The sequence below is a fragment of the Fibrobacter sp. UWB13 genome, assembly GCF_900177805.1.
Classification (GTDB): domain Bacteria; phylum Fibrobacterota; class Fibrobacteria; order Fibrobacterales; family Fibrobacteraceae; genus Fibrobacter.
In genome coordinates this window covers 1,178,591-1,202,794 of the sequence record NZ_FXAX01000001.1, presented here as the reverse complement: position 1 = coordinate 1,202,794, position 24,204 = coordinate 1,178,591, and the positions used below count along the sequence as shown (strand labels likewise).

Genomic DNA, 24,204 nt, shown 5'->3' with positions numbered 1-24,204 from the left:
TAACTAATGACCAATAACCAGTAACTATTAACTATAAAAATTGTTATATTCACGCGTACATATTCATGAGGACTTTATGAAAAAGGGTTTGCTTGCGTTTTTGTCTTTCTGTACTCTTGTTTTTACAGGGTGCAATTCCATCGGAGAAAAGGATACTCTCGTAGCTAGGGTGAATGGTGAACCCATATACAAGGAAGACTACGCCTTCATGATGCGCGTAGGCAATATTGTCCCCAATACGGAACAGATGAGAAAAGCGTCGGGCTCGTTGTTTAGCCGCAAGGCCCTTTATACGGTTGCTCTCCAGAAGTATCCTGAATTCAAGGATCAGCTTGCAGCTCACAATGTTTCCTTGGAAAATTACCTCCTCACGTTTATCTATCAGCGCCTCTATTCGATGGACCGCCTGATGTACAGCGACGATGAACTCGCTTTCTACTACGACAAGCACCGCGACCAGTTCCCGGATTCCCTGGCTTACATGAATCTCCGCGACAAGGTTGCCGATGCCAAGTATATCGAGGCGAACCAGGATTCTTTAAGGGCTTATGCGTACCAGCATAGGAACTTGGCTGATTCTACAGCCGAAGTCAAGATTACGGACGATATCAAGGAAAGTTTCGTCTCGGACCATCGCCAAAGGATTGTTCGTGAAACGGGTCCTGCACTCCTGAAAAAGTACAACATCCAGGAAACCGAAATCCAGCTGCCTTCGGCCGAAGTTTATTATGAAAAACACAAGAATAAGTACACGACCCCGAACGGCTTTGTCGTCTATCATGTGGAAGCCGCCGATTCTTCAGCTCTTGCCAAGCGTTTCAAGGGCAAGAAGGTGGATCTTAAGGGCTTCATGAAGATTGCTTCCAAGTTCAGTGAGAACAAGGAAACCAAGAAAGCCAAGGGCTATGTCGGCAAGGTTATTCTGGGACATCCGCTTCCGTACGGCATCGGTTTTGTCTCGAATATGTTTATTGAACTCGATACATTGGCTGATGGAGCCGTTTCTTCGATTCTCAAGTCTGAATCGACAGGGCGCTTCCATGTATTCTATCGTGTTTCGGCTGTTGCTTCGGAACAGAAACCGTTTGACCGAGTCCGCAAGACTGTTGAACGCGAGCTGGCAACGTCTGCTAATTATGAACTGGATTCCTCATACGTTCTCGTGACGAAAAACGGTGAACCGGTTATCCGCGAAAAGGACGTTCTTGCGGCATACGAAGACAATCCGATGATGATCCGTTCCCGCAGATCGCACGACCAGGTGGTAAGTTCTCTTGCTCTCCAGCTTGCCTTTGCTACAGAAGCTCGCGAAATCGGCTTGGACCACTCCTGGGAATATAGAGCCTTGCAGCGCCAGAGCGATGTGGATTACGTTATCAAGCTTTATAGAAACAAAGTGTTGAGCCAGGTCTCGGTTCCCGAAGATTCCCTCAAGGCTTTGTATGACCGCATGGGCAACCCTGCACAGCCGACCCTTTCTTATGAACAGTCCCGTGCGGAACTGAGCGACTGGTTTACTATCCCCGAAAACCTCATGAAGAGGACGTACTACTACGCCGAAGAAGACTACTTGCCGAAAACGTACGAACAGGCTAAACAGAACGTGTTTGAATCTGCTTTCCTGAAGCTCCGTTCTGGTCGTTGGGACAGGGAAGTCGTGTCTTCCTGGGGTACTGCAAAGGTGGATCTTTTTGCAGACAACATTACACTCATGCCGCAGGAAGCTTCTCCAGAACAGGCCATGAGAGCTGCCGATTCCCTTTACACGCAGGCAAAGAATGTTGAAAAGGCTTACCTCGCCTGGGATGGAATCCGTGACCGCTATGTGGACATTGATTCTGTGGCCAAGAAGGCTACGTTTGAACTGGCTCATATCTTTAGCGATAGGGAAAATTTCAATGAAGCCCAGAGAGAATACAAGGCTTTCTACCGTACATGGCCGGACTCTCCGGATGCTGAAAAGGCGATGTTCAGCCGCGGCTTCATCCTGACGGAAAATCTGCACTTGAACGACGAAGCCCTTAAGGTCTTTGACGAATTCAAGAAGCTCTACCCGAAGAGCGAACTCAATGAATCTGTCGATTGGCTTGTCCAGAACATCAAGAGCAACGGCAAACTTGCCGATGATTTGATGAAAAAAATCGAAGCCGAGGAATAGTCTCTAGTTTTATAGTCAATGGTCGTTAGTTTCTAGTTTGGCGGCGTAGCCGCGATTCTTAAGTCTTACGACTAATAACTAATGACCAAAGACCATCAAAAAACCTATATTTCTCACATCTTTAACTAAAAGGTACTACTATGGAAATGACATTTGCAATGATCAAGCCGAACGCAGTCAAGTCTGGCTTGGTTGGTCGTATTATCGATCGTTACATCGCTGCCGGTCTCTCTGTCTGCGCCGTCAAGATGCACCAGATGACCTCCGAAGATGCTCGCGGTTTCTACGCTGAACACGTCGAAAAGCCGTTCTTCCCGGAACTCGAAGCCTACATGACCAAGGGGCCGTCCGTGATGCTTGCTCTCGGTGGCGAAAACGCAATTGCAAAGGTCCGCGCCATTAACGGTGCTACCAATCCGGCTAAGGCGGAACCGGGTACCCTCCGCTACGATTTTGCTCCTTCCATGACCGAAAACGTCGTTCACAGCTCCGATAGTCCGGCTTCTGCAGAACGCGAACTCGACTTCTGGTTCAAGAAGGAAGAACGCTACGCTTACGAAATGCCTTCTCTCAAGGCCTGCTGCGTCCTCTAATTTTTAACAATAAAACAATCCTTCTAAGGAGTAGACTCAAATGCAATGGATCATCAAGTATCTTACCTCGTCCATTGGTAAGAAGCAGATCATGGGATGCACTGGCGCCTTCTTGGCTCTGTTCATCTTTGGCCACATGTGTGGTAACTTCCAGCTCTTGAACTTCGACCAGGCTGCGGCACAGGCGTCCTACAACGCTTATACCGAATTCCTGACCGGATTCAACCCGCTCCACTTCCCGGTGAAGATGATTTACCTCGTCGAACTGGTACTCGTGGCTGCTTTTGCCATTCACATCTTCCTTGCTATCAAGTTGAAGATTGAGAACAAGAAGGCTCGTGGCGGAATTGAATACGAAGTCAATGCACGCAAGGGCAAGAAGACTTTCGCAACTTTCACCATGATCTGGTCTGGTCTCTTCATTCTCGGCTTCCTCATCCAGCACCTCATGATGCTCAAGTTCGGTGAGCACTATCTCTATGTGAACGACAAGGGCGAAATCATCCGCGACATGTGGCTCACCACGATCCAGATGTTTGCAAATCCGGGCTGGGCTGCTTTCTATGTTGTTAGCATGTTCGTGATCGGTATGCACCTCTTCCACGCTATTTCGTCTGCGTTCCAGACGATGGGTATCGCTCACCAGAAGTGGACCCCGATTATCGACATCGCCGGTATCGTTTATAGCGTCGTCGTTGCTCTTGGCTTCGGCATCACCGCTGTTGCCTCTTACTACCTCGCTAACCAGCCTGAAACCCAGGCTCTTATCGAAAAGTCCCGTAGCCTCCAGCAGCAGTACGAACAGCAGAAGGCCAAGGCCGACAAGGCTGCTTTCGTCATCCCGTCTGTTGGCGAAGTACAAGTTTCTTTCAATATTGAAAAGTAAGGAGCCCACTAATGATTCTTGATTCTAAAATCCCCGGTGGTTCCATCGAAGAAAAGTGGACCAAGCACAAGTTCGAACTCAAGCTCGTGAACCCGGCTAACAAGCGTAAGTTCACAGTGATCGTCGTGGGTACTGGCCTTGCAGGTGCTTCTGCTGCCGCATCCCTCGGTGAACTTGGTTACAACGTAAAGTCTTTCTGCATTCAGGATAGCCCGCGCCGTGCACACTCCATTGCAGCCCAGGGCGGTATCAACGCAGCAAAGAACTACAAAAACGATGGCGACTCCGTTTATCGTTTGTTCTACGATACCGTTAAGGGTGGTGACTTCCGTGCTCGCGAAGCTAACGTGCACCGCTTGGCAGAAAACTCCAACTTGATTATCGACCAGTGCGTCGCTCAGGGCGTTCCGTTCGGTCGTGAATACGGTGGCCTTTTGGACAACCGCTCTTTCGGTGGTACGCAGGTTTCCCGTACGTTCTACGCTCGTGGCCAGACGGGTCAGCAGCTCCTCCTCGGTGCTTACCAGGCTCTCATGCGCCAGGTTGCTGCCGGTAAGGTCAAGATGTTCCCGCGTCGCGAAATGATGGACCTCGTCGTGATCGACGGCAAGGCTCGCGGTATCATCGTCCGTAACCTCATCACTGGCGAACTCGAAAGCCACGTTGCAGACGCTGTCTGCCTTTGCACTGGTGGTTATGGTAACGTCTACTACCTTTCTACCAACGCCCAGGGTTCCAACGTCACGGCTGCATTCCGTGCTTACAAGCGCGGCGCTCTCTTTGCAAACCCGTGCTACACGCAGATCCACCCGACCTGCATTCCGCGCCATGGCGACCTTCAGTCCAAGCTCACCTTGATGAGTGAATCCCTCCGTAACGACGGTCGTATTTGGGTTCCGCGCAAGGCTGGCGACACCCGTTCTCCGGACCAGATCCCGGAAGAAGAACGTTACTACTACCTCGAAGAAAAGTACCCGAGCTTCGGTAACCTCGTCCCGCGTGACGTGGCATCCCGTAACGCCAAGCAGGTTTGCGACGCAGGCCTCGGCGTGGGGAACACCAAGCAGGCTGTGTACCTCGACTTCGCCGACGCTATCCAGCGTATGGGCGTTGCAGGCGTCTCTGCCAAGTACGGCAACCTCTTCCAGATGTACGAAAAGATCACAGACGAAGACCCGTACAAGGTCCCGATGCGCATCTTCCCGGCTATCCACTACACCATGGGTGGTCTCTGGGTCGACTATGATTTGATGTCCACTATCCCGGGCTGCTTCGTTCTCGGTGAAGCAAACTTCTCCGACCACGGTGCAAACCGCCTCGGTGCATCTGCTCTTATGCAGGGCCTCTCCGACGGTTACTTCGTGATTCCGTTCACCATCGGTGGTTACTTCGCAGGCACCAAGCTCGAAAAGGTTTCCGAATCTGATCCTGCTTTCACTGACTGCAAGAAGCAGACCGAAGAACGCATCCACAAGCTCCTCTCCATCAAGGGTCACCGCACTGTTAACGATATCCATCGTGAACTCGGTAACATCATGTGGGAATACGTTGGCATGGCTCGTAACGAAGCCGGCCTCAAGACGGCTCTCGAAAAGATTCCGGCACTCCGTCAGGAATTCTGGGAAAACGTCAACGTGCTCGGCTCCGAAGGTTCCTTCAACCAGAACCTCGAACGTGCTGGCCGCGTTGCTGACTTCCTCGAATTCGCCGAAGTCCTCACTCTCGACGCTCTCCATCGTAAGGAATCTTGCGGTGGCCACTTCCGTGAAGAAAGCCAGACTCCGGAAGGCGAAGCAAAGCGCGATGATGAAAACTTCTGCTACGTCGGTGCTTGGGAATACAAGGGCGACGGTATCGCACCGGAACTCTCCAAGGAACCTCTTACCTTTGATAACGTCCACCTTGCTACTAGGAGCTACAAATAATGAGCGGACTGAATTTGACTTTGAAGATTTGGCGTCAGAAGGATGCCAAGACCAAGGGACAGTTCGAAACTGTCAAGATCAACGATGTTTCTCCGGACATGTCCTTCTTGGAAATGCTCGACATTGTGAACGAAGAACAGATGAAGCAGGGCAAGGAAGGCTTCGCTTTCGACCACGACTGCCGCGAAGGTATCTGTGGTATGTGCTCTCTCGTCATCAACGGTATGCCGCACGGTCCTGACCATGCAACGACTACCTGCCAGCTTCACATGCGCAAGTTCAAGGATGGCGACACCATCGTGATCGAACCGTGGCGCGCTGCTGCATTCCCGGTTATCCGTGACTGCGCTGTCGACCGTACCGCTTTCGACCGCATCATCCAGGCTGGCGGCTTTGTTTCCGTCAACACCGGTGCTGCTCCTGAAGCTTCCACGATTCCGGTTCCCAAGGCTGATGCCGACCGCGCATTCGACGCTGCCGCTTGCATTGGTTGCGGTGCTTGCGTCGCTGCTTGTAAGAACGCATCTGCTATGCTCTTCGTCTCTGCTAAGGTTTCTCACCTCAGCTTCTTGCCGCAGGGCAAGGTCGAAGCCAAGAAGCGCGTTTTGGCCATGGTCGCTCAGATGGACAAGGAAGGCTTCGGCAACTGCACGAACCTTTACGAATGCCAGGCTGCCTGCCCGAAGGGTATCACCGTCGATTACATCGCCAAGATGAACCGCGAATACCTCGGCGCAACAGTCACCTACGCCGAAAAGGTGTACGGAAAGGATTAATCCCTGACATGTCATCCCGGACTCCGTTCTCTTTGACTACTTGCAGCTTTGCTGCTTAGTAGTCATGATCCGCGAATGGGGACGGGATCGCCATTTAAAAAGGACCGCAGCGATGCGGCCCTTTTTTGTATGAAAACGGCAATCGTCCAAATCTCTCGGGAATCGGTCATTTTTTCGAGGTATCTCTGAAAGAAATTGTAGCTTGATGGCATTTGCGGCGCCTTATAGCCACTCGCTTTCCTATATTTCCATTAGAAATTAAAAAAGGAATCTAAGATGAAAAAGATTTTTGCGATGCTTGCGGCTGTTGCTTGTGCCGCGGTTCTTTCTGCCTGTAACGACCAGAAGTCTGAAACGAAGACTGCTGCAGATGACTCCTTCAACAAGGTCAAGGCCGCGGGCGTGTTTGTGCTCGGCCTCGACGATTCTTTCCCGCCGATGGGTTTCCGCGACAAGGACAATAACATCGTGGGCTTTGACATTGACCTCGCCACTGAAGTTTGCGCTCGCTTGGGCATCAAGCTTAAGACGCAACCGATTTCCTGGGACGCTAAGGAACAGGAACTGAATACCGGCAAGATTGACTGCATCTGGAACGGCATGAGTGTTGACTCTGCACGTGCCAAGGCAATGAACTTGAGCGATGCTTACCTCAGGAACCGCATGATTTTCACGGTGAAGGACAAGGCTATCACGAACCTCGCTGCTCTCGCTGGCAAGAAGATTGCCGTGCAGAACGGTTCTACCGCACAGAAGTTGCTCGATGCTTCCGAAGCAGGCAAGGCTGCCAAGGAAATCGTTCCGTTTGACGACAACCAGACAGCTCTCATGGATTTGGACAAGGGCGGTGTCGATGCCGTGTTCCTCGATGAAATCGTTGCCAAGTACTGGATTGTCACGAACGCCAAAGACTACACGGTGCTCGAAGAAGGTCTCTCCGACGAAGTCTACGCTGTGGGCTTCCGCAAAAAGGACCAGGCTCTCCGTGACTCTGTGAACAACGTCCTTGCTGCGATGAAGGCTGACGGCAAGTTCGCCGCAATCTCCTCCAAGTGGTTCGGCAAATAGGTGTGGGCTCGCTCCCTACGGGAGCTTTGATGTATGAGGTCGGCGCTGTGCGCCGCTGAGGTTTTTCTTTTATGTCGGAACTATCAACGCTTTTGCCTATTCTCTGGGGCGGCTTCTGCACGACGCTCGCGATTTTCGCGCTCACGTTGTTGTTCTCGATTCCGCTCGGCTTGCTTGTAGCGGTTCTCAAGATGAGCCGCTACCGCATTGTGCGTTACCCGGTATCGTTCTACATCTCGGTGATGCGCGGCACTCCGCTTTTGCTCCAGATTGTGGCGATTTACTTTGGCTCGTACTACTTGAGCGAATACACGGGAGTGGAATTCTCGTTTGACCGTTTTCCGGCAGTGATTGTCGCCTTCTCGATAAACTATGCCGCTTACTTTGCCGAAATCTTCCGCGGTGGCATCCAGTCCATTCCGAAGGGCCAGTACGAGGCTGCAGCAATGCTCGGCCTTACGCGCGGTCAGACATTCTATCGCATCATTCTCCCGCAGGTGGTCAAGCGTGTTGTGCCTGCTAGTGCAAACGAAGTCATCACGCTTGTGAAGGATACTTCCTTGGCGCAGGTCATTGCTGTGACGGAACTTTTTGCACTCGCGAAAAAGCAGCAGGCTGCTTACGCAAGCATTTATCCGTTGTTTGTCGCGGGCGTGTTCTACTACATCGCCAATTTGCTTTTGAGCATGGTCTTTGCTTACGTTGAACGTAAGTTGAATTACTACAAGTGAGGCGTGTCATGGATTCTCAAGTTCAGTCTGTTATCATTAATGACGCGTCTCTGGATTCCACTCCGATTCTCGAAGTCAAGCATTTAAAGAAGTCCTTTGGCGATTTGCATGTGCTCAAGGATATTTCGTTTGACCTCAATGCGGGCGAGGTACTTTCGATTATCGGGCCTTCCGGTTCAGGCAAGAGCACACTCCTCCGTTGCCTCACGCAGCTCGAAACCTTTGAAGCGGGCGAGGTGTGTGTCGATGGCAAGGACATGGTCATTCCCGGTTCTTGCATTGGCGGTAAAATCAAGTACGCTCCTGCAAAGACGCTTCGTGACATTCGCCTTTCTACGGGGCTTGTGTTTCAGAACTTTAACTTGTTCCCGCACTTGACCGTACTCCAGAACTTGACGCTTGCGCCGATCCGCGTGCTCGGCGATTCCCGTGAAGATGCCCGTGCGCTGGCTCGATTCTTGCTCAAGCAGATGGGGCTCGAAGGAAAGGAAAAGTCTTACCCATGTGAACTCTCGGGCGGTCAGCAACAGCGCGTGTCCATTGCGCGTGCGCTTGCGTTAAAGCCTAAGATTCTCTTTTTTGATGAACCGACGAGCGCTTTGGACCCGGAACTCACGGGCGAAGTCCTCAAAATCATTAAGAAACTTGCCGAAGACCGCATGACAATGGTCATCGTGACTCACGAAATGGCTTTTGCCCGAGATGTGGCGAACAAGGTTATGTTCATGGACCAGGGCGTTGTCGTGGAACAGGGAACACCGGATTTTGTGTTCAACCAGTCTCAGAACAAACGCTTGAGTTCGTTCCTGGAAAGATTTTCAAGAACATAATACATCCAAATTTGCTGTTTATCTTCAAATTTTGACGTGTTGTAGACTTTTAAAACATTTTTGGGATTTTTTTGTAAAAAGTTCTAGAAATGTTGTCTACCATTTTTGTATTTTATCCTTCATCTAACAAATTTTGAATTTTTAAATAACATTTGTGTTATTTGAAGGAGATTAAATGAAAAAGCTCTTTATTGCATCCGCTATCGCCATGATGTGTCTTAGCGCAAACGCCTTTGCCGAAGATGATGGCTACGGTAACGATATCCCGGCGGCAAGGTCCGAAGGAACTGTCGATGACGGCTATGGCAACAAGCTCCCGTCGTCAAACGAACCTGAATACAAGAGCTTCGAAGAAGCCCGCTCTTCTTCAAATAACGGTCAGCGTCCGAAGTTGCAGGTCGGTGTCCACATGGGCATTGGCTATGCCGGTTTTTATGATTATCCGACTGATGAAGATTTTGTTGATGAGTTCGGTAAGAATGAATGGGGTGGCTTATCCTTTGATCTCGGTATTGTGCTCAAATACCGCCTGAACCCGCTGATTTCTTTTGTTCCTGAAATCAACTTTGGCGTGAGCTACTTCTCGGAAGAAATTAAAGGCTCCGAAGGTTATGACAGTTATTGGAAATGGTACAAGGTCAATGACACGCGTACCCTTGTCAATTTTAATATTCCGCTCGCTCTCCGCTTGAATGTCCCGTTTGTTTATCTGGAAGCTGGTGCTCGCCTTAACTTGAATTTCGTAACATCTCATGACTATGAATACACCGATGAAAACGGCAACGCTCTTCAGTACTATGATAGAGAAGAAGGTGAGTACAAGAACGTGACGCGTAAAGCCGATGATGAATGGGAAGTCAAAACTTTTGTTCCGTCCCTCATGGCAGGTTTAGGCACGACATTCCTCATCAATGGTCATGAAGTTGACTTGGGCATCCGTGCTTTCTGGGACTTGACTGCAATCGAAGAACACGACAAGCTTTTCTATGAAACTGATGATTCCCGTTATCTCAAGGCGGTCGATGTCGGTTCGAAAATCTTCTCAATTCAGTTTGTTCTTAACTACTTCTTCTAATGTTTAAAAAGGCGGGCTTTGACCCGCCAAATTTTTTTCAAAAAAAAGTGAAATTTTTTCCTGAAAAAAGCGTGTTATATAGTAGACACTTTTAGCAGGAGAAAAAATGAACCATAACCAACTTGCGTTATATGCCAAACCCGAATTTCATTTGTTGCCTCGTGAAAAAATGGAAAATATAGGTGTAAGCGCATTGAGCAATGAAGAATTGTTAGCCATTATTTTGGGGAGCGGCAGTCACGAATGTAGTGTGTTCGAACTGTCGAGAAGGCTCTCGGATTTTTTGTCGACCGAAACCTCGATCCCGACATTGGCTCGTCTCAAAGAAATTCGTGGACTTGGAAAAGTCAAGGCGGCACAGATTCTTGCCTGTTTGGAACTTTCGGGGCGCTTTATTTTGAGTGACAAGGCTGTTCCTGTTTCGACTCCCGAAGATGTGCTCTCTCGTGTGGCGTACTTGAAGTATGAATCGCAGGAGCATCTCGTCGTTGTCTCGCTAAATTCCGCCAATTACGTTATTCGCGTGCATGAACTCACAACCGGACTTGTCAACCAGACTCCGGTCCACCCGCGAGAAGCGTTTGCCTTAGCTATCGAGGACCGCGCTGTATCGGTCATTTTTGTCCACAATCACCCCTCAGGATCGCTAGAACCGAGCCCAGAAGACATTTCAATTACGCGAGTCCTTTGTGCATCAGGTAAAATTTTGCAAATACCGGTTTTGGACCATATTATCATTGGTAAAACTGGGTTTACAAGTCTATGCCGTCTTTACCCAGAAATGTTCGAAAGTACATTTTTTAAGTGAAAATGTGTAAAAAAAAAGACATAAATAGTCAAAATACAAAAAGTATGTATTATTTATCAATTAAATCGAACGACAAAAAGTGCGGACTTTTTTTTAAAGAGTTATATTTTCGTTAAACATTACTATAAAGGACCACTCTATTTAAGGGTTGGTTAAAACAAGGAGACTCTATGAAACGAGTAGCAATGGGATTGGCCCTGGCTTTGGCGGCATCATCCGCCTTTGCTGGTCACGCCAATACGATTAACAAGACGGGCTTCGTCGGTGTCAATAAGACACAGTCAGCTCAGTCTCTCGGTCATTCAAAGCTTGTGTTTACAGCTTTGGGCGACTATGCTTTTGGCAATAGCATGTTCAAGAATGAACCGGAAGCCGGTTACAGCCATGTGTTGCTTAATGATAATGCTCCTGGGCTGCAGCAGAGAGCAAATGTTGCCCAGTATAACGGTATCAGCGCTTATGTTGGCCTCGCTATTGGTCTTTTGGACTACTTCGACATCGGTGTGACGTTGCCGGTCTATTATGACAAGTTTAACGGCAATACCGCTTGCGAACCGTCTGAAATTGATGGTGGTAAGTGCGATGGCAATCCGCTTGCTGGTACGAGCAACGCATACGTCGGTAACGTGACGGCTAGCTTGAAGGCTCGTGCTCCGATCCCGGCTGATGTGCCTGTCGACTTCGCTGCTTTCTTCAGATATTCTTTCAAGACTTCTAAGAATACCAAGCAAGGTCTTTGGGTTCGTGAACCGGAATACTTCCAGAAGGAAACCGGTATTGCTTATCCGTACGGCTCTGCTAAGTCTGTATTCACCGTCGGTGCTGCTTTGACGTTCGACCTTACCAAGGCCGACATCATGCCTCTCCTCGTCCATTTCAACGGTGGTTACCGTATGTCCATGGACAAGGCTTACTTGTCCTTCCCGTTCGCAAGCGCAGCTCTTGAATTCTATGTGCTTGACTTCCTCTCCTTCTTCGGCGAACTCTACATGGATATTCAGACTGATGAATTTACATGGAATGTTGGCAATGAAGGCAAGTACAACGCTCCTGAAAAGCTCGACATGAAGCAGGTGACTGCTGGTGCCGTGTTCCACCTGCCGGTGGGCCTTGACATCCAGCTCGGTGCTTCTTTCTATGTGGGCAACGACAACTTTGTTCATTATGCTCGCGTGATGCACAATGAAGAAAATTTGAACAAGGCTGCTGAAAGAGCTTCTGCTGGTGACCAAAGTGCTGTTACCGCTGATGGTCAGCTCAAGTCTGGTATCGAAGTGATGAAAACCCGCGTGAACCCGCAGATCGCTTTGTTCGGTGGTCTTACCTGGTCGGGCTTCCTTGCTCCGCAGGACCGCGACGGTGACGGCGTGGCTGACTCTGATGACCGCTGCCCGGATGACTATGGTCACCGTTTGAACGGCGGCTGCCCGATGGGTAACCCGGATAGCGACGAAGACGGTGTCTGCGACGCTTGGGTTTCTGAAAAGGGTATGCTTGACGAATTCCGTAATGTTTGCGAAGGTATCGACCAGTGCCCGACCGAAAAGGGTAACAACTCTAACGGTTGCCCGAGCGATGATCCGGACCCGGATAAGGACGGCGTCTGCGATTCTTGGGTAAGCCAGAAGGGTCAGCTCGATCAGTTCAAGGATATTTGCGAAGGTATCGACCAGTGCCCGGCTGAAGCTGGTACGCTCGTCAACAACGGCTGCCCGGAAGACAATCCGGACCCGGATGGCGACGGTCTCTGCTCTCCGTGGGTTACCGACAAGAACAAGCTTGACCAGTATGCTGGCGTCTGCAAGGGCTACGACATGTGTCCGGGTGAAGCTGGTGCTGCCGGCAATAAGGGCTGCCCGTGGGATGATCCGGACAGCGACGGCGACGGTATCTGCGATGAATGGGTTGTACAGAAGAAGCTTGGCTACTACTTCGAAAAGGCTGCTGAAGACGAAGCTCTCGCTAAGGAATGGTTCATCTCCAAGTCCTGCAAGGGTCTCGACAAGTGCCCGCTCGAACACGGTGCTGCTGCCAACGATGGCTGCCCGCTCCCGGATCCGGACCTTGACAAGGATGGCGTCTGCGATGCTTGGGTCACCGAAAGGAACATGTTCAACCTCTTCGAAGGTGTCTGCGCTGGTCTTGATCGCTGCCCGAATGAAGCTGGCGATGATGGCTTCGGCTGCCCGAAGAAGAAGGTAGAAAAGCTCGAAGGTATCTCCTTCAAGAGCGGTTCTGCAACTGTCAACGCTAACGCTAAGAGAATCCTTAAGGGTATCGCTCAGAAGCTTAAGGAAGACGAAGCATACAAGGATCTCAAGATTGTGATCCAGGGTCATACCGACAACCGCGGTAAGGCTAAGAAGAACCTCAAGCTCTCTGACCGCCGCGCTAAGGCTGTTATGAAGCAGCTCACGAAGTTCGGCGTTGCCAAGAACCGTATCAAGGCTGTTGGTCTCGGTTCTACCTGCCCGGTTGACGACAACTCCACGGCAGATGGTCGCGAAATGAACCGTCGTATTGAAATGCACTTCGTCACACCGGAAAATGACGGTATGAAGTGCGAAAGCAACTACGTTGGTGACTAATAACTTTTAGAGTCTCAACCAAAGCCCCGGGCATTAGCCCGGGGCTTTTCTACATTTACGGCATGACAAAACTTGATGAAATTCTGACCGCAAATAACTTTAGCAATCACGATCTCGTTGAAATGCTCCCCGTAAACTTGAACCATAAGATGGTGCAGAAGGCGCGCCTCGGCAAGAAGCCTGTGCCCAAGCACACGCAAGACCTAATTTTGCAGGCTTTGAACAAACTCTTGCAGCAAACCGCTGCTGAAGTGGAAGGTAAGGTCGCTAAGCAGTACAAACGCGTGGACGTGTTCGGAAACGACGAAGTCGCTTAGCAACTTTTATTACATTAACAATATGCAGCAATACTTAGATCTTCTCAAAGATATTATCGATAACGGTGTAGATCGTTCTGACCGCACTGGCACCGGCACTCGTTCTGTGTTTGGCCGCCAGACCCGCTTTGACCTTTCCAAGGGCTTCCCGTGCCTCACGACTAAGAAACTCCACTTGCGCAGTATCATTCACGAACTGCTGTGGTTCTTGAAGGGCGATACGAATATCAAGTACTTGCACGATAACAAGGTTACGATTTGGGACGAATGGGCTGATGAAAATGGCGACTTGGGTCCGGTTTACGGTCACCAGTGGCGCTCCTGGCCGACACCCGATGGCGGACATATTGACCAGATTGCGAATTTGATCAATAGCCTCAAGAACAATCCAGATTCTCGCCGTCACTTGGTTTGCGCTTGGAACGTTGCCGAAGTCGACAAGATGGCTTTGCCTCCGTGCCATTGTCTGTTCCAGTTCTACGTGGGCGGTGTAGGCGCTAGCGGTAAGCGCAAGCTCAGCTGCCAGCTTTACCAGCGCAGTGCCGACATGTTCCTCGGCGTGCCGTTCAACATTGCATCGTACTCGCTCTTGACGATGATGCTTGCCCAGGTCTGCGGTTACGAAGCGGGCGAGTTTGTCCATACTTTTGGCGACCTGCATTTGTACAGCAATCACTTTGACCAGGCTCGTGAACAGCTTTCGCGCACGCCGCGTGCGCTCCCGACGATGAAGATGAATCCTGATGTCAAGGATTTGTTCGATTTCAAGTTCGAAGATTTTGAACTTGTGAATTACGATCCGTGGCCGACCATCAAGGCTCCGATTGCGGTTTAATGAACGCATCGATTGACTTCATTGGCGATATTCATGGGCATTACGATGAACTCGTTGTGCTCCTTAAAAAGCTGGGTTACGAAGAACGTGGAGGCGCGTTCCGCTATCCGGGCGATGAACGTACGGTCGTATTTTTAGGTGATTACATCGACCGCGGAAGTCGAGTGCGCGATACGGTGAATCTCGTGCGCGCCATGCGCGATGCGGGTTCTGCTGTGGCGTTGTTGGGCAATCACGAGTTCAATGCGCTTAGCTTTTGGCACGAGAATGGAGCCGGCGGGCGACCCATAAAATCGATTCGTGGCGGTTATTTGCGTGAGCATTCTTTTAACAAAGTAGCGATTCATGTGAAGACTGTCGAAAGCTATCGCGGGCGCAAGGCGGAATTCCAGGAAATGCTTGATTTCCTCAAGACGCTCCCGTTTTACTTGGAAACAGACTTGTTCCGTGCGCAACATGCCTGCTTTGACTTGAAATGCGCTGAAGTGCTTAAAGCTGAAGGTATCCGTTCTTTTATGGATGGCGATTTCGACGAGCTTATTGCACGTGCGAACGACAAAAATGACGAATACGACGATTCGCTGTATTGGCCGATAAGTTTGTTCTTGAAAGGTCCGGAATTAGATTTGCCGGAAGGTGTGACGTTCCGCGATGCTGAAGGTGTCAATCGCAAGCGTACGCGAATCCGCTGGTGGATCAATCCGAAGAACGTCACTTTGCAGGAGCTCAGCTTCCAGCCGGGCGTAGAATTGCCTCCGCGCGAAGTTCCGCTCGAAATTCAGACTCGCGATTTCTATGGCGAAAATGAACGCCCTGTTTTCTTTGGGCATTATTGGTTGACGGGGATGCCTGAACTTATTCGTGATAACGTTTGCTGTCTGGATTACAGTGTGGCTGGCTATCGCGGTGACGGGCGCCTGGTTGCTTATCGTTTTGATGGCGAACAGAAACTTGATAACCGAAAGTTCGTCTCGGTCGCCGCTGGCTCATCCTAAGTTCTGCCTACTAAGTTCTAAGTTCTGCCAACTGCGTCGAAGACGCTATTTCTATATTTGATAATATGCTACAATGGGATACGCTTCTTTCTGCAACGCGTTACGGTCACCCGGCCGATCCGGACCCGAACCGTTCTGACTTCCATCGCGATTACGACCGCATCGTTTTTTCTACCGCATTTCGTCGCTTAGGCCGCAAGACTCAAGTTCACCCGTTCTCGGTGAATGACCACGTTCACAGCCGCCTCACGCACAGCCTCGAAGTTTCGAGTGTGGGCCGTAGCCTCGCGATTACGGTGTATCACCTGATTAAAAAGCATTTGCCGAAGTACGTGAACGAATACCAGTTCGGTACGATTGTGCAGTCGGCATGCCTCGCTCACGATATTGGTAACCCGCCGTTTGGTCATGCGGGTGAAGCCGCTATCCGCGAATGGTTCCGCAAAAATCGCCATTCCGCACCGATGTCTGAACTGAGTGACAAGGAAATTGCAGACTTCGAAAACTTTGACGGTAACGCTCAAGGCCATCGCATTTTGAGTAAGCTCGAATACCACTTCCTTGATGGCGGTATGCGACTCACGTATGCGACAATCGGTTCGATGATCAAGTACCCGCGACTTGCGTATTACGGTTGCCCGACGAGCTTGTTCCGCACCGAAGCAGAACTCTACCGCGAAACGGCTGAAATTCTTGGAATCCCGGAAATTGGCAATGGCGTGTGGGCGCGTCATCCGCTTGTGTACTTGATGGAAGCTGCAGACGATATTTGCTATTCCATCCTTGACGTTGAAGATGCGATTGAACTTGGCATTTTGACGTTTGGCGATGTGCGCAACATGTTCAGTTTCTTGTGCGGCCCGGAAGTCGATATCGACCGCGAGTTCGAAGAAAACGGCCAGAACTTCAGAGACTTCCTCAGTAGCATTCGCGGGCGTGCTATTCAGAATTTGATTGATGACGTGGCGGTGCTCTTTGTAAAGCATTACGACCGCATCATGGAAGGGACGCTCGACAAGCATTTGATTGACCTTTCCCGTTCCGATACGATGGAAGGCATCCGCATTGCAAAGCGCTTGGGCGTAGAACGCATTTACCCCGACCGCCGTAAGACGGAACTTGAAGTCGGTAGCTATACGACGCTCAGCACCGTGCTCGATGCGTTTATCAACGGTGTTTACGATTATCGCCAGAACGACCGCAATTCGTACCGCGCAAACCGCATTGTGCGCTTGATTGGGCAAGCCAAAATTGGTCAGAGCGTAACGACCGCCGAAGCTTACCACCAGGTGCTCGACTTTGTGAGCGGCATGACGGACAATTATGCCACATACCTTGCTCGTCAAATTGGCGGGCTTGCGATGGGCTACTAAGAGGTCTTGCTCCGTGAGTGCGCTGGATATCGGCATCAAGAACGATGCTTCGAAAATTTGGCTGTTCGATTATGACTTGACGCTTTACGGCGAAGAGGAACGCTTTGTATTAAATTCGCTCGATCATCGCATTGCTGAATTTGTCCAAAAGACCGTGGGCGGGACGTTTGAAAGCGCTACGGAAATCCGCAAGGATTATCTGCACCGCTTTGGCACGACGCTTTCGGGACTCATGGCGATGAACGGTACTCATCCGGACGATTTTTTTGACTTTATCCATGAACCCGAATACCTCATTTACCCGAAGGTCGCGCCTGAAAAGCTCGAACTCCTGAAGTCGCTTGTAGGGCATCGCTTTGTGTTTACGAATGGGCGTGGGGATTGGAGCCGCGCGGGCATGGCGCACATGCAGCTCGATTCTGCGATTGAGGATGTTTTTGACCTCAAGCTCATGGATTGGGAAGGCAAGCCTCACGTGAGCGCATATGATAAAATTGAAAAATGGCTTGTGGCGCGGGGCGTTTTGGCTCAAGAATCGTCAGAAAAGTCGCAAATTGTGCTGCTCGAAGATTCGTTACGCAATTTGGAACCCGCTCATGAACGTGGCTGGACGACTGTTCTTGTGAATCCGAACATTCAAGCGCCTGGTTGGGTGGATTTTCATATCCCGCATTTACTAAATTTACGGGAGAAGTTAATTACGAATCTATAACAGAGGTCTTTAGTCAATAGTCATTGGTCTTTAGTTTTTATAAGACGCCTTGGACGCGATTATTAAACAAAAGTCTATTGACTAATAACCAATAACTAATAACCAAAAGCTAAAAATATGTTCGACTTACTTTCCATGGATTTTATGCAGAACGCCCTCATCGCAGCGGTGCTTGTTGCCATTGCTTGTGGCGTTATGGGAACGTATGTCGTGGTGAACCGCTTGACGGCTCTTTCGGGTGGCGTGGCGCATGCCTCGTTTGGTGGGGTGGGGCTGGCTTGCTTTATCGGTTTTTCGCCGATGCTTGGCTCGCTTGGTTTTGCGCTTGCCTGTGCGATGCTCATGGGTGCGCTCACGTGGCGCGACCGCAAACATGCCGATACGTTTATCGGAATTATTTGGGCGGCAGGCATGGCACTTGGCGTGATTTTAACGGATTTGACGCCTGGTTACAGTGGCGAAATGATGAGTTTCTTGTTCGGTAGCCTTTTGACCGTGCCGACAGAACTTCTCTGGTGGATGGGGGCGTTGCTCGTGTTCATCTTGGGCGCTGTTTCGGTTTGCTTCCGCAATTTCCTTTCGATTTCATACGATCCTGAGTTTGCTCGCGTCCGCGGCATCCCTGTGCTGAATTACTACATGCTTTTGATTGCGCTAATTGCGCTCACGGTCGTGATTGCCGTGCAGGCGGTGGGCATGATTCTCGTGATTGCGCTCCTCACGATTCCCGCTTACATCGCGGAATGCTATGCCAAAAATTTACTCCAGATGATGGTTATTTCGGTTCTGGTTTCGCTTGTACTTGTGGTGCTTGGACTTTTAGTCGCATGCCAGTTGAACTTTGTCGTTGGACCTACGATTATCGCAGGTGGCGTCATCTTGTACTTGCTCAACTTTGCCGTTAAAAAGATTGTGAAAAAATAGGAGAGGGAAAATGTTTTCAATGTTGCGCGTTTCTGTAGCTTTAGCCTGTTCGTTCTTGGCGACGTCTGCATTCTCTGCCGTTGCCCGTAATTCGTTCGACAACATGGACGTCAAAACGTCTTATTCCGAACTTTTGCAAGAGAAAAACGCCCGTAACGATTCGCTCTTGCCGGCATTCGATGGCGACAAGGCTTTTGCCGAAGTGCTTCGCCTGAATCCGAATTTCTGGAGCTTGGGTAGCGCCATCAACAAAGAAGAATCCCTCGTAACAAAGCTTCACGTGAACTTGATTTTTGTGGATGGTACCCGCGAAGAACCGTTCTGCGAACTCGACAAGGCGGCGAAAAATACCGCTGACGAATGGAACGTGCGCATCGGCGCGGACTTCGTTTCTGCAGGTTCCAATACGGTCCACATTCACGTGCAACAGTGCTTGGATTACGTGCGCGACCAGCTTGGCTACGCCATTAAGAAAGGCGACAAGATTATCCACGTGCCGCCTAAAGAAACTCTTGACAGAATCAAGAAGAGCGAAATTCCGGATGCGATCGATATCGATTTGCAGCAGACCCTTCTCAAGGCTCACGAAGACGTGAATCTTACTGGCAAATGCCCGAAGGATATCGAAGCTTACATCATCCTCATGAATGTCTACAATCAAGTCAAGAAGATGAAGATGGACTACGTGGTCATCAACGACCAGCTGAACAAACAGCGCAATGGCGGTTCCCGCGTGCAGTCCTGTGCCTTTAGCCGCGAATGGAACAAGCGCTACCAGGAAAGCGCAAGCTTCGAATGCGATATCGATAACGACCGTTGCATCTACCGTCAGGAAAATGACGGCGATACAGAATGGTCCATCAACTACGAAAAAGACCGCTTTGAATACATCAACAAGAAGTTCCTCTTCTTCAATCGCGATCCGATGAGCATTCACAAGGGCGGAACCATGATGGATTTGCGCCTGATTCGTCTCTCGACCACGCTTTACCTGGAAGCCTACATCAATTTGAAGGGCGAGCCGGTAACTCTTGGACTTATCGTTGTGCCGGGCGACAAGACCATCAAGGATTACGAAGACGACCGCCCCTCTAATGAAGAAGCCCGCGAATTGACGGAATAATTTTTATTTTTCTAGCACGCGATTCCCGTACTTCTTCTCGAATTCCGTTACCAACTTGTGCGGTTCCGGGAAGTAGTATTTGAGAATGTTCATGCCGACCGTGTAGATCTTTTTCGGGATGCCGAATACCGGTTCTGCAATGCCTCCCGCAATGCAGGCGAGAGTATCGCTATCGCCACCAATGGATACTGCGTTTCTAATGGCATCTTCGTAATCGGTAGCTTCCAAAACGCAGCGGATTGCTTGCGGAACCGTACCCTGGCAAAGTGCCGCTCCCGGGTAGTTCCAGCTGTATTCTGGACGCAACTTGTCAAGCGTGAAATTCAGATCGTAGCCGAAATCGCTCTCGATTGCCATCTTGATTTCGTCCTTGCTGGCGCCCATGCGTGCCATGAAAATCGCAAGTGCCGTTGCCTGCGCCCCCTTGATCCCCTCGGGATGATTGTGCGTGCATTCGGCAGATTCTTTAGCCTTCGCAAGCACCTCTTCTTTGGTATTGAACGCCCAGCCTACAGGCGAAATGCGCATGGCGGAACCGTTACCGCAGCTGTTGTAAGGCGTGCCAAAGCCGTCGCGACGGGCTCGAGCGACATATTGCGTAAATCCGCCTCCGTAACCACCGACCGGGCATTCGTACTTGCTCGCGTAAGCGACGTAATACTTCCACGCTTCGCCCCCGCGCATAATCCAGTCTGCCGTTGCAAACGAGAGAATACTATCGTCCGTGGGCGAGACCCCGTCCGGGAACAACTCGAAATCCTTAGCTTTGTAGTTTTCAAATTCGTAAATGGAACCGACGGTATCGCCGATGATTGCTCCAATCATAAAAAACTCCTTATTTCTATTCTAATAATAATATCGCGTTATGAGGGGGAAATGTAAAGTGAAAAAAGTTTTTTGGATAGCTTCTAAAGAAGAGGCTTCCAGTGAGGTTGTGAATAATTAGACTTGGTTTGCAATGTAATCGACATGTTCTAGCAATTTCCCCTCCTTTAACGTCCTTTGGGGCTCATATTTCTAGTGTATGTCGCTTGAAATAGCAAAAATTTAATGTATATTAGTGAAGTAAAAATTTAAGGAGAATATTATGAATTCTTTCGTTAAGGCTTCTTTGATTGCTGCAATGATGACTGCTCCGCTTATGGCTGACGAATCCTTTGGTGGCGTCGGCATCACCATTTACCAGGTGCGCGAAGGTGTTCACGTGGCAGAAGTTATTCCGGGTACGCCTGCTGCTGAGACCAATCTCCGTGCTGGCGACGTGATTACCTCTGTTGACGGTGTGAGCCTCAAGGGTCAGGATATCGAATTTTCGAAGTCTAAGCTTCGCGGTCAGGTCAACAAGCCGCTCGAAATTACCTACACGAGCAATGGCGAAACCTATTCTGCCGTGATTCGTCGCGCTCAGATTACGGTGAAGGACTTGGATAACAAGGCTGTCAAGAGCTGGTATGGCGACAAGGAACGCGTGAACGCTCAGGAACTTGAAACGTTTGCTAGCGCTACCGAAAACGACAAGCAGCTCGTTGCAGTGCTTAGCCGTGGCAACCTCATCAAGAACGATGTTGCTGTCGCTTCTGCTGATGTTAACGGAATTTATGTGGAAAAGGCAAAGACTGCTCCGAAGTTTACCAAGACGACTCCAGTCCGCACGGGTGATGCAAGCCTCCGCTTCTTCAACCGCAAGGCTATCGCATTTACGCTCAAGTCTCCGGGCCGCGCAACGGTTACGATCATGAGTGCTGATGGCGAACAGGTGGCAACGCTGAACCTCGATAATGCTATTGCAGGCGTGAATACGCTTAACTGGAATGGTGCTCAGGTGCCGAGCGGCCGCTATGTTATTTCCATTGACCACAATGGCGCTGTGAGCGGTGCAAACGCTGTGCTGAAGTAATTCGCTGCGATTCTCGCATGCGGTATTAGTTTCTGCTTTACACAAAAAATTTGATGAACGCTTCGTATTTGGAGCGTTCATTTTTTCTATCTTGTGGAACCGTGATTTTATCCAAAACCCATTGCGTTCTGTGGGCCGTTATCGCATTGTTTATCGCTGCGGTCTTTGCTCCTTGCTCTTACGGCGAGGAAATGACCCGCTTTGAACTTGAAGAACGCGAGCAGCCTGTCGAAGACACGACTGAAGTCGATTGGATGAACGATACGACTGGGGTGGATACGATTGAATATCATGCGGTCGATCTTGTGTACGATGTGGAAACTTCGACGTTCAACTTGAACAAGTCGGCTCAGCTCAAGTACCGCACGGCAACGCTGGAATCAGATACGATTTGGATGGACCAGAAAAATCAGATTCTCGCCGCAAGTGGTAACCCGATTCTCCGCGAAACGAAGAACCCCTCGCTTTCGGGTATGCGTCTCAAGTACAACCTCAAGTCCAAAATAGGCGAGGTGTATTACGCGACGACGTTCCAGGATAACCAGCAGCTGAACGGCATGGAAGTCCGTCGCTTGCCGGATACGCGAATCCAGATTGCTCGTGGTGACTTCAGTACGTGTAACGATACGACGCATCAGCATTTCTACTTCTATGGCCGCCGCATGGTGGTAAAGCCCAAGGAAACGATTACTGCAAGACCGGTGGTGTTGAATATTGCCGATGTGCCGGTGGCGGTTCTCCCGATGATTGTGGCTCCGCTTAAGAGCGGGCGTAAGTCGGGTCTTTTGACGCCTAAGTTCGGTGGTGACCAGAAGCAGGGCTATTACATGCGTAATATCGGTTTCTATTACGCTGCCAACGATTACTGGGATGCAACTATCGCTGCCGACATTATTGAAGGTGACGAGGCTCGTTTTGAACGTTCGACGCTCACGGGCGAGGTCCGTTACAAGAAGCGTTATTTGCTAGATGGGTACTTGAAGTACACGAGTTATCTCAATGAATTTGATTTTGCCAATAGCGATTACGATATCCAGTTCTCGCATAACCAGAACTTGACTCCCGATGCCAAGCATACGTTGAGTGGTCAGGGTTCTTTTGTGAGCAAGCAGAGCGTTCGTAAGGATAACTCGCTAGAAGCTAGTACGATTTTGAACCAGCAGGCAAACGCATCGTTGGCGTATTCCGGAAAGTTCGGGAATAACAAGAGTTTGACGGTCAAGATTTCGCAGAGCCATAACCTCACGACGGGCATGCTCGAAAGGGATTTGCCTGATATCCAGTACCGCATGAGCGGGAACCTTTTCAATTTTGAGCTGGAAGAAGGCGAGGTGGCTGCTGAGGACGGCTCGTTCCAGTCGTTCCTAGAAAAGTTCAATTACAGCTTTACGAACCGCTTTAACTACAAGTCGCATCGTGAACGTGATACGACGCTCAACAAGGATACGACCGCACAATACTTGGGCTATACGGGTACGTACACGTTGGATTACTCTGGACGACTTTTTGACGTCATTAACATTACTCCGAGAGCGACTTTTACGGGCTATTGGACGGGTACGTCTTGGCGCAATCCGAACGATTCTCTGTACAAGAGAAAACGTTATATGAGCTTTAATCCGGACGAGGGAACGTTTGGTAATGTCGCGTACAATCACAATTACAGCTTGACTGCCGACACGAAACTTTATGGTATCTGGGTGCCTGAAATTGGACGATTCACGGGTGTTCGCCATGTGCTTTCTCCGAGTGTTTCTTACACGTACGCGCCTGAAATTGATACGGTCAAGAAGTTTGCTCCGCATCCGTATTTGGGACAGTATCCGTACCAGCAAAAGCAACAGACGATTGGCTTTAGCTTGAGCAACGACTTTGATATCAAGTATCTCAAGGTGGCTGGGCATGTCGATACAACGGGCGATTCCACGAAAAAGGCTAAAGCGGTCGAAGACCAGTATGGCACGCGTCGCTTGCTCACGACAAGGCATAGTTTCTCGTACAACTTTGCGGCGGATTCGCTCAATTTCTCGGATATATCTTCGTCGTTTGGTTTCCAAATTTTGCCGGACTACATGTTTACCATCAATACGCGTCATAGCTTCTACCATAAGTACGACTCGAATCCGAACAAGGTAAAGTTCCCGGAACTCACGTATTGGGGCTATGAGCTTTCTAAGAATTTCCATTGGAGCGGTACGTTTAATGGCGGTCTTCCGTCACAACTTGAAAAGTACGAAATGCTCAAGTGGTCTTTGAGTTTGGATTACCGTTATTCGTTCAGCAGTACGCGCGTGGCTAAGAATTTGTTTAAGGACAACATATCTCATTCGACGGGAATTTCGGCAACATTCCAGCCGACGGTCAACTGGGATGTTTCTTATAGCACCCGTTACGATTATAACGAAGGCAAGTTTGTTTCGCACGAATTCACGTTCAAACGTGTGTTGCATTGCTGGCAGCTCGATTTCACATGGACGCCGACGGGACCTGCCGCAGGCTGGAGCTTCTCCGTGTATGTCCGCGACTTGCCCGATATCAAGCTCAACGCCGGCAGCACCGATACAAAGAATTATGACTAGTGCTGTGGATA

Annotated in this window: 21 protein-coding genes; 20 read left to right on the top strand and 1 reads right to left on the bottom strand. The window is 49.9% G+C overall.

All coding sequences use genetic code 11. The features are described from left to right. Window positions 1-76 precede the first annotated feature (76 nt). From B9Y77_RS05065 to B9Y77_RS04980, 18 genes are all read left to right on the top strand, one after another. Entirely contained in the window at window positions 77-2,158 is a 2,082-nt protein-coding gene (locus B9Y77_RS05065) for a peptidyl-prolyl cis-trans isomerase (protein ID WP_085490712.1), read from the top strand. Between the two features lie 140 nt (window positions 2,159-2,298). Next, a complete protein-coding gene (ndk, locus tag B9Y77_RS05060) occupies window positions 2,299-2,751 on the top strand; it encodes a nucleoside-diphosphate kinase (protein WP_073423020.1) in 453 nt (150 codons plus the stop codon). Window positions 2,752-2,791: 40 nt separating this feature from the next. Continuing rightward, entirely contained in the window at window positions 2,792-3,637 is an 846-nt protein-coding gene (locus tag B9Y77_RS05055) for a succinate dehydrogenase cytochrome b subunit (RefSeq protein WP_073423018.1), read from the top strand. A gap of 11 nt (window positions 3,638-3,648) precedes the next feature. Further along, on the top strand, window positions 3,649-5,562 hold the full coding sequence (locus B9Y77_RS05050; RefSeq protein ID WP_085490711.1) for a fumarate reductase/succinate dehydrogenase flavoprotein subunit: 1,914 nt from the start codon (window positions 3,649-3,651) through the stop codon (window positions 5,560-5,562). Then, complete coding sequence (locus tag B9Y77_RS05045; protein WP_014547104.1) at window positions 5,562-6,338, top strand: succinate dehydrogenase/fumarate reductase iron-sulfur subunit; 777 nt, start codon at window positions 5,562-5,564, stop codon at window positions 6,336-6,338. The genes B9Y77_RS05050 and B9Y77_RS05045 overlap by 1 nt, the downstream gene beginning before the upstream one ends. 276 nt (window positions 6,339-6,614) lie before the next feature. Continuing rightward, a complete protein-coding gene (locus B9Y77_RS05040; protein WP_085490710.1) occupies window positions 6,615-7,406 on the top strand; it encodes an amino acid ABC transporter substrate-binding protein in 792 nt (263 codons plus the stop codon). A 71-nt stretch (window positions 7,407-7,477) separates the two neighbouring features. Further along, window positions 7,478-8,137, top strand: a complete 660-nt coding sequence (locus tag B9Y77_RS05035; protein WP_085490709.1) for an amino acid ABC transporter permease — start codon at window positions 7,478-7,480, stop codon at window positions 8,135-8,137. A gap of 8 nt (window positions 8,138-8,145) precedes the next feature. After that, window positions 8,146-8,967, top strand: coding sequence for an amino acid ABC transporter ATP-binding protein (locus B9Y77_RS05030; protein WP_085490708.1), 822 nt, complete (start codon window positions 8,146-8,148; stop codon window positions 8,965-8,967). Window positions 8,968-9,142: 175 nt separating this feature from the next. Continuing rightward, a complete protein-coding gene (locus B9Y77_RS05025; RefSeq protein WP_085490707.1) occupies window positions 9,143-10,042 on the top strand; it encodes a porin family protein in 900 nt (299 codons plus the stop codon). 106 nt (window positions 10,043-10,148) lie between these two features. Further along, complete coding sequence (gene radC / locus B9Y77_RS05020) at window positions 10,149-10,850, top strand: RadC family protein (protein WP_073422998.1); 702 nt, start codon at window positions 10,149-10,151, stop codon at window positions 10,848-10,850. A 170-nt stretch (window positions 10,851-11,020) separates the two neighbouring features. Beyond that, complete coding sequence (locus B9Y77_RS05015; protein WP_085490706.1) at window positions 11,021-13,438, top strand: OmpA family protein; 2,418 nt, start codon at window positions 11,021-11,023, stop codon at window positions 13,436-13,438. 62 nt (window positions 13,439-13,500) lie between these two features. Then, on the top strand, window positions 13,501-13,755 hold the full coding sequence (locus B9Y77_RS05010) for a hypothetical protein (protein WP_085490705.1): 255 nt from the start codon (window positions 13,501-13,503) through the stop codon (window positions 13,753-13,755). 22 nt (window positions 13,756-13,777) lie between these two features. Beyond that, complete coding sequence (locus B9Y77_RS05005) at window positions 13,778-14,590, top strand: thymidylate synthase (RefSeq protein ID WP_072827012.1); 813 nt, start codon at window positions 13,778-13,780, stop codon at window positions 14,588-14,590. Continuing rightward, window positions 14,590-15,585 (top strand): metallophosphoesterase, encoded by a 996-nt coding sequence (locus tag B9Y77_RS05000; protein WP_085490704.1) that lies wholly within the window; start codon window positions 14,590-14,592, stop codon window positions 15,583-15,585. The genes B9Y77_RS05005 and B9Y77_RS05000 overlap by 1 nt, the downstream gene beginning before the upstream one ends. A gap of 65 nt (window positions 15,586-15,650) precedes the next feature. Continuing rightward, window positions 15,651-16,958, top strand: coding sequence for a deoxyguanosinetriphosphate triphosphohydrolase (locus B9Y77_RS04995; protein WP_073422990.1), 1,308 nt, complete (start codon window positions 15,651-15,653; stop codon window positions 16,956-16,958). Beyond that, complete coding sequence (locus B9Y77_RS04990) at window positions 16,942-17,670, top strand: HAD family hydrolase (RefSeq protein ID WP_254899923.1); 729 nt, start codon at window positions 16,942-16,944, stop codon at window positions 17,668-17,670. The genes B9Y77_RS04995 and B9Y77_RS04990 overlap by 17 nt, the downstream gene beginning before the upstream one ends. A gap of 117 nt (window positions 17,671-17,787) precedes the next feature. Beyond that, window positions 17,788-18,594, top strand: a complete 807-nt coding sequence (locus B9Y77_RS04985) for a metal ABC transporter permease (protein WP_085490702.1) — start codon at window positions 17,788-17,790, stop codon at window positions 18,592-18,594. A gap of 10 nt (window positions 18,595-18,604) precedes the next feature. Further along, on the top strand, window positions 18,605-19,717 hold the full coding sequence (locus B9Y77_RS04980) for a hypothetical protein (protein WP_014547124.1): 1,113 nt from the start codon (window positions 18,605-18,607) through the stop codon (window positions 19,715-19,717). Between the two features lie 3 nt (window positions 19,718-19,720). Here B9Y77_RS04980 and B9Y77_RS04975 read toward each other — a convergent pair whose 3' ends face one another. Beyond that, window positions 19,721-20,542, bottom strand: coding sequence for an ADP-ribosylglycohydrolase family protein (locus B9Y77_RS04975; RefSeq protein ID WP_085490701.1), 822 nt, complete (start codon window positions 20,540-20,542; stop codon window positions 19,721-19,723). 262 nt (window positions 20,543-20,804) lie between these two features. Between B9Y77_RS04975 and B9Y77_RS04970 the strand changes: the two genes are divergently transcribed. Both B9Y77_RS04970 and B9Y77_RS04965 read left to right on the top strand, forming a co-directional pair. Beyond that, on the top strand, window positions 20,805-21,614 hold the full coding sequence (locus B9Y77_RS04970; protein WP_085490700.1) for a PDZ domain-containing protein: 810 nt from the start codon (window positions 20,805-20,807) through the stop codon (window positions 21,612-21,614). A gap of 101 nt (window positions 21,615-21,715) precedes the next feature. After that, the gene (locus B9Y77_RS04965; RefSeq protein WP_254899922.1) at window positions 21,716-24,193 is read left to right on the top strand and encodes a putative LPS assembly protein LptD; all 2,478 of its coding nucleotides are present in this window, start codon (window positions 21,716-21,718) and stop codon (window positions 24,191-24,193) included. Window positions 24,194-24,204 lie beyond the last annotated feature (11 nt).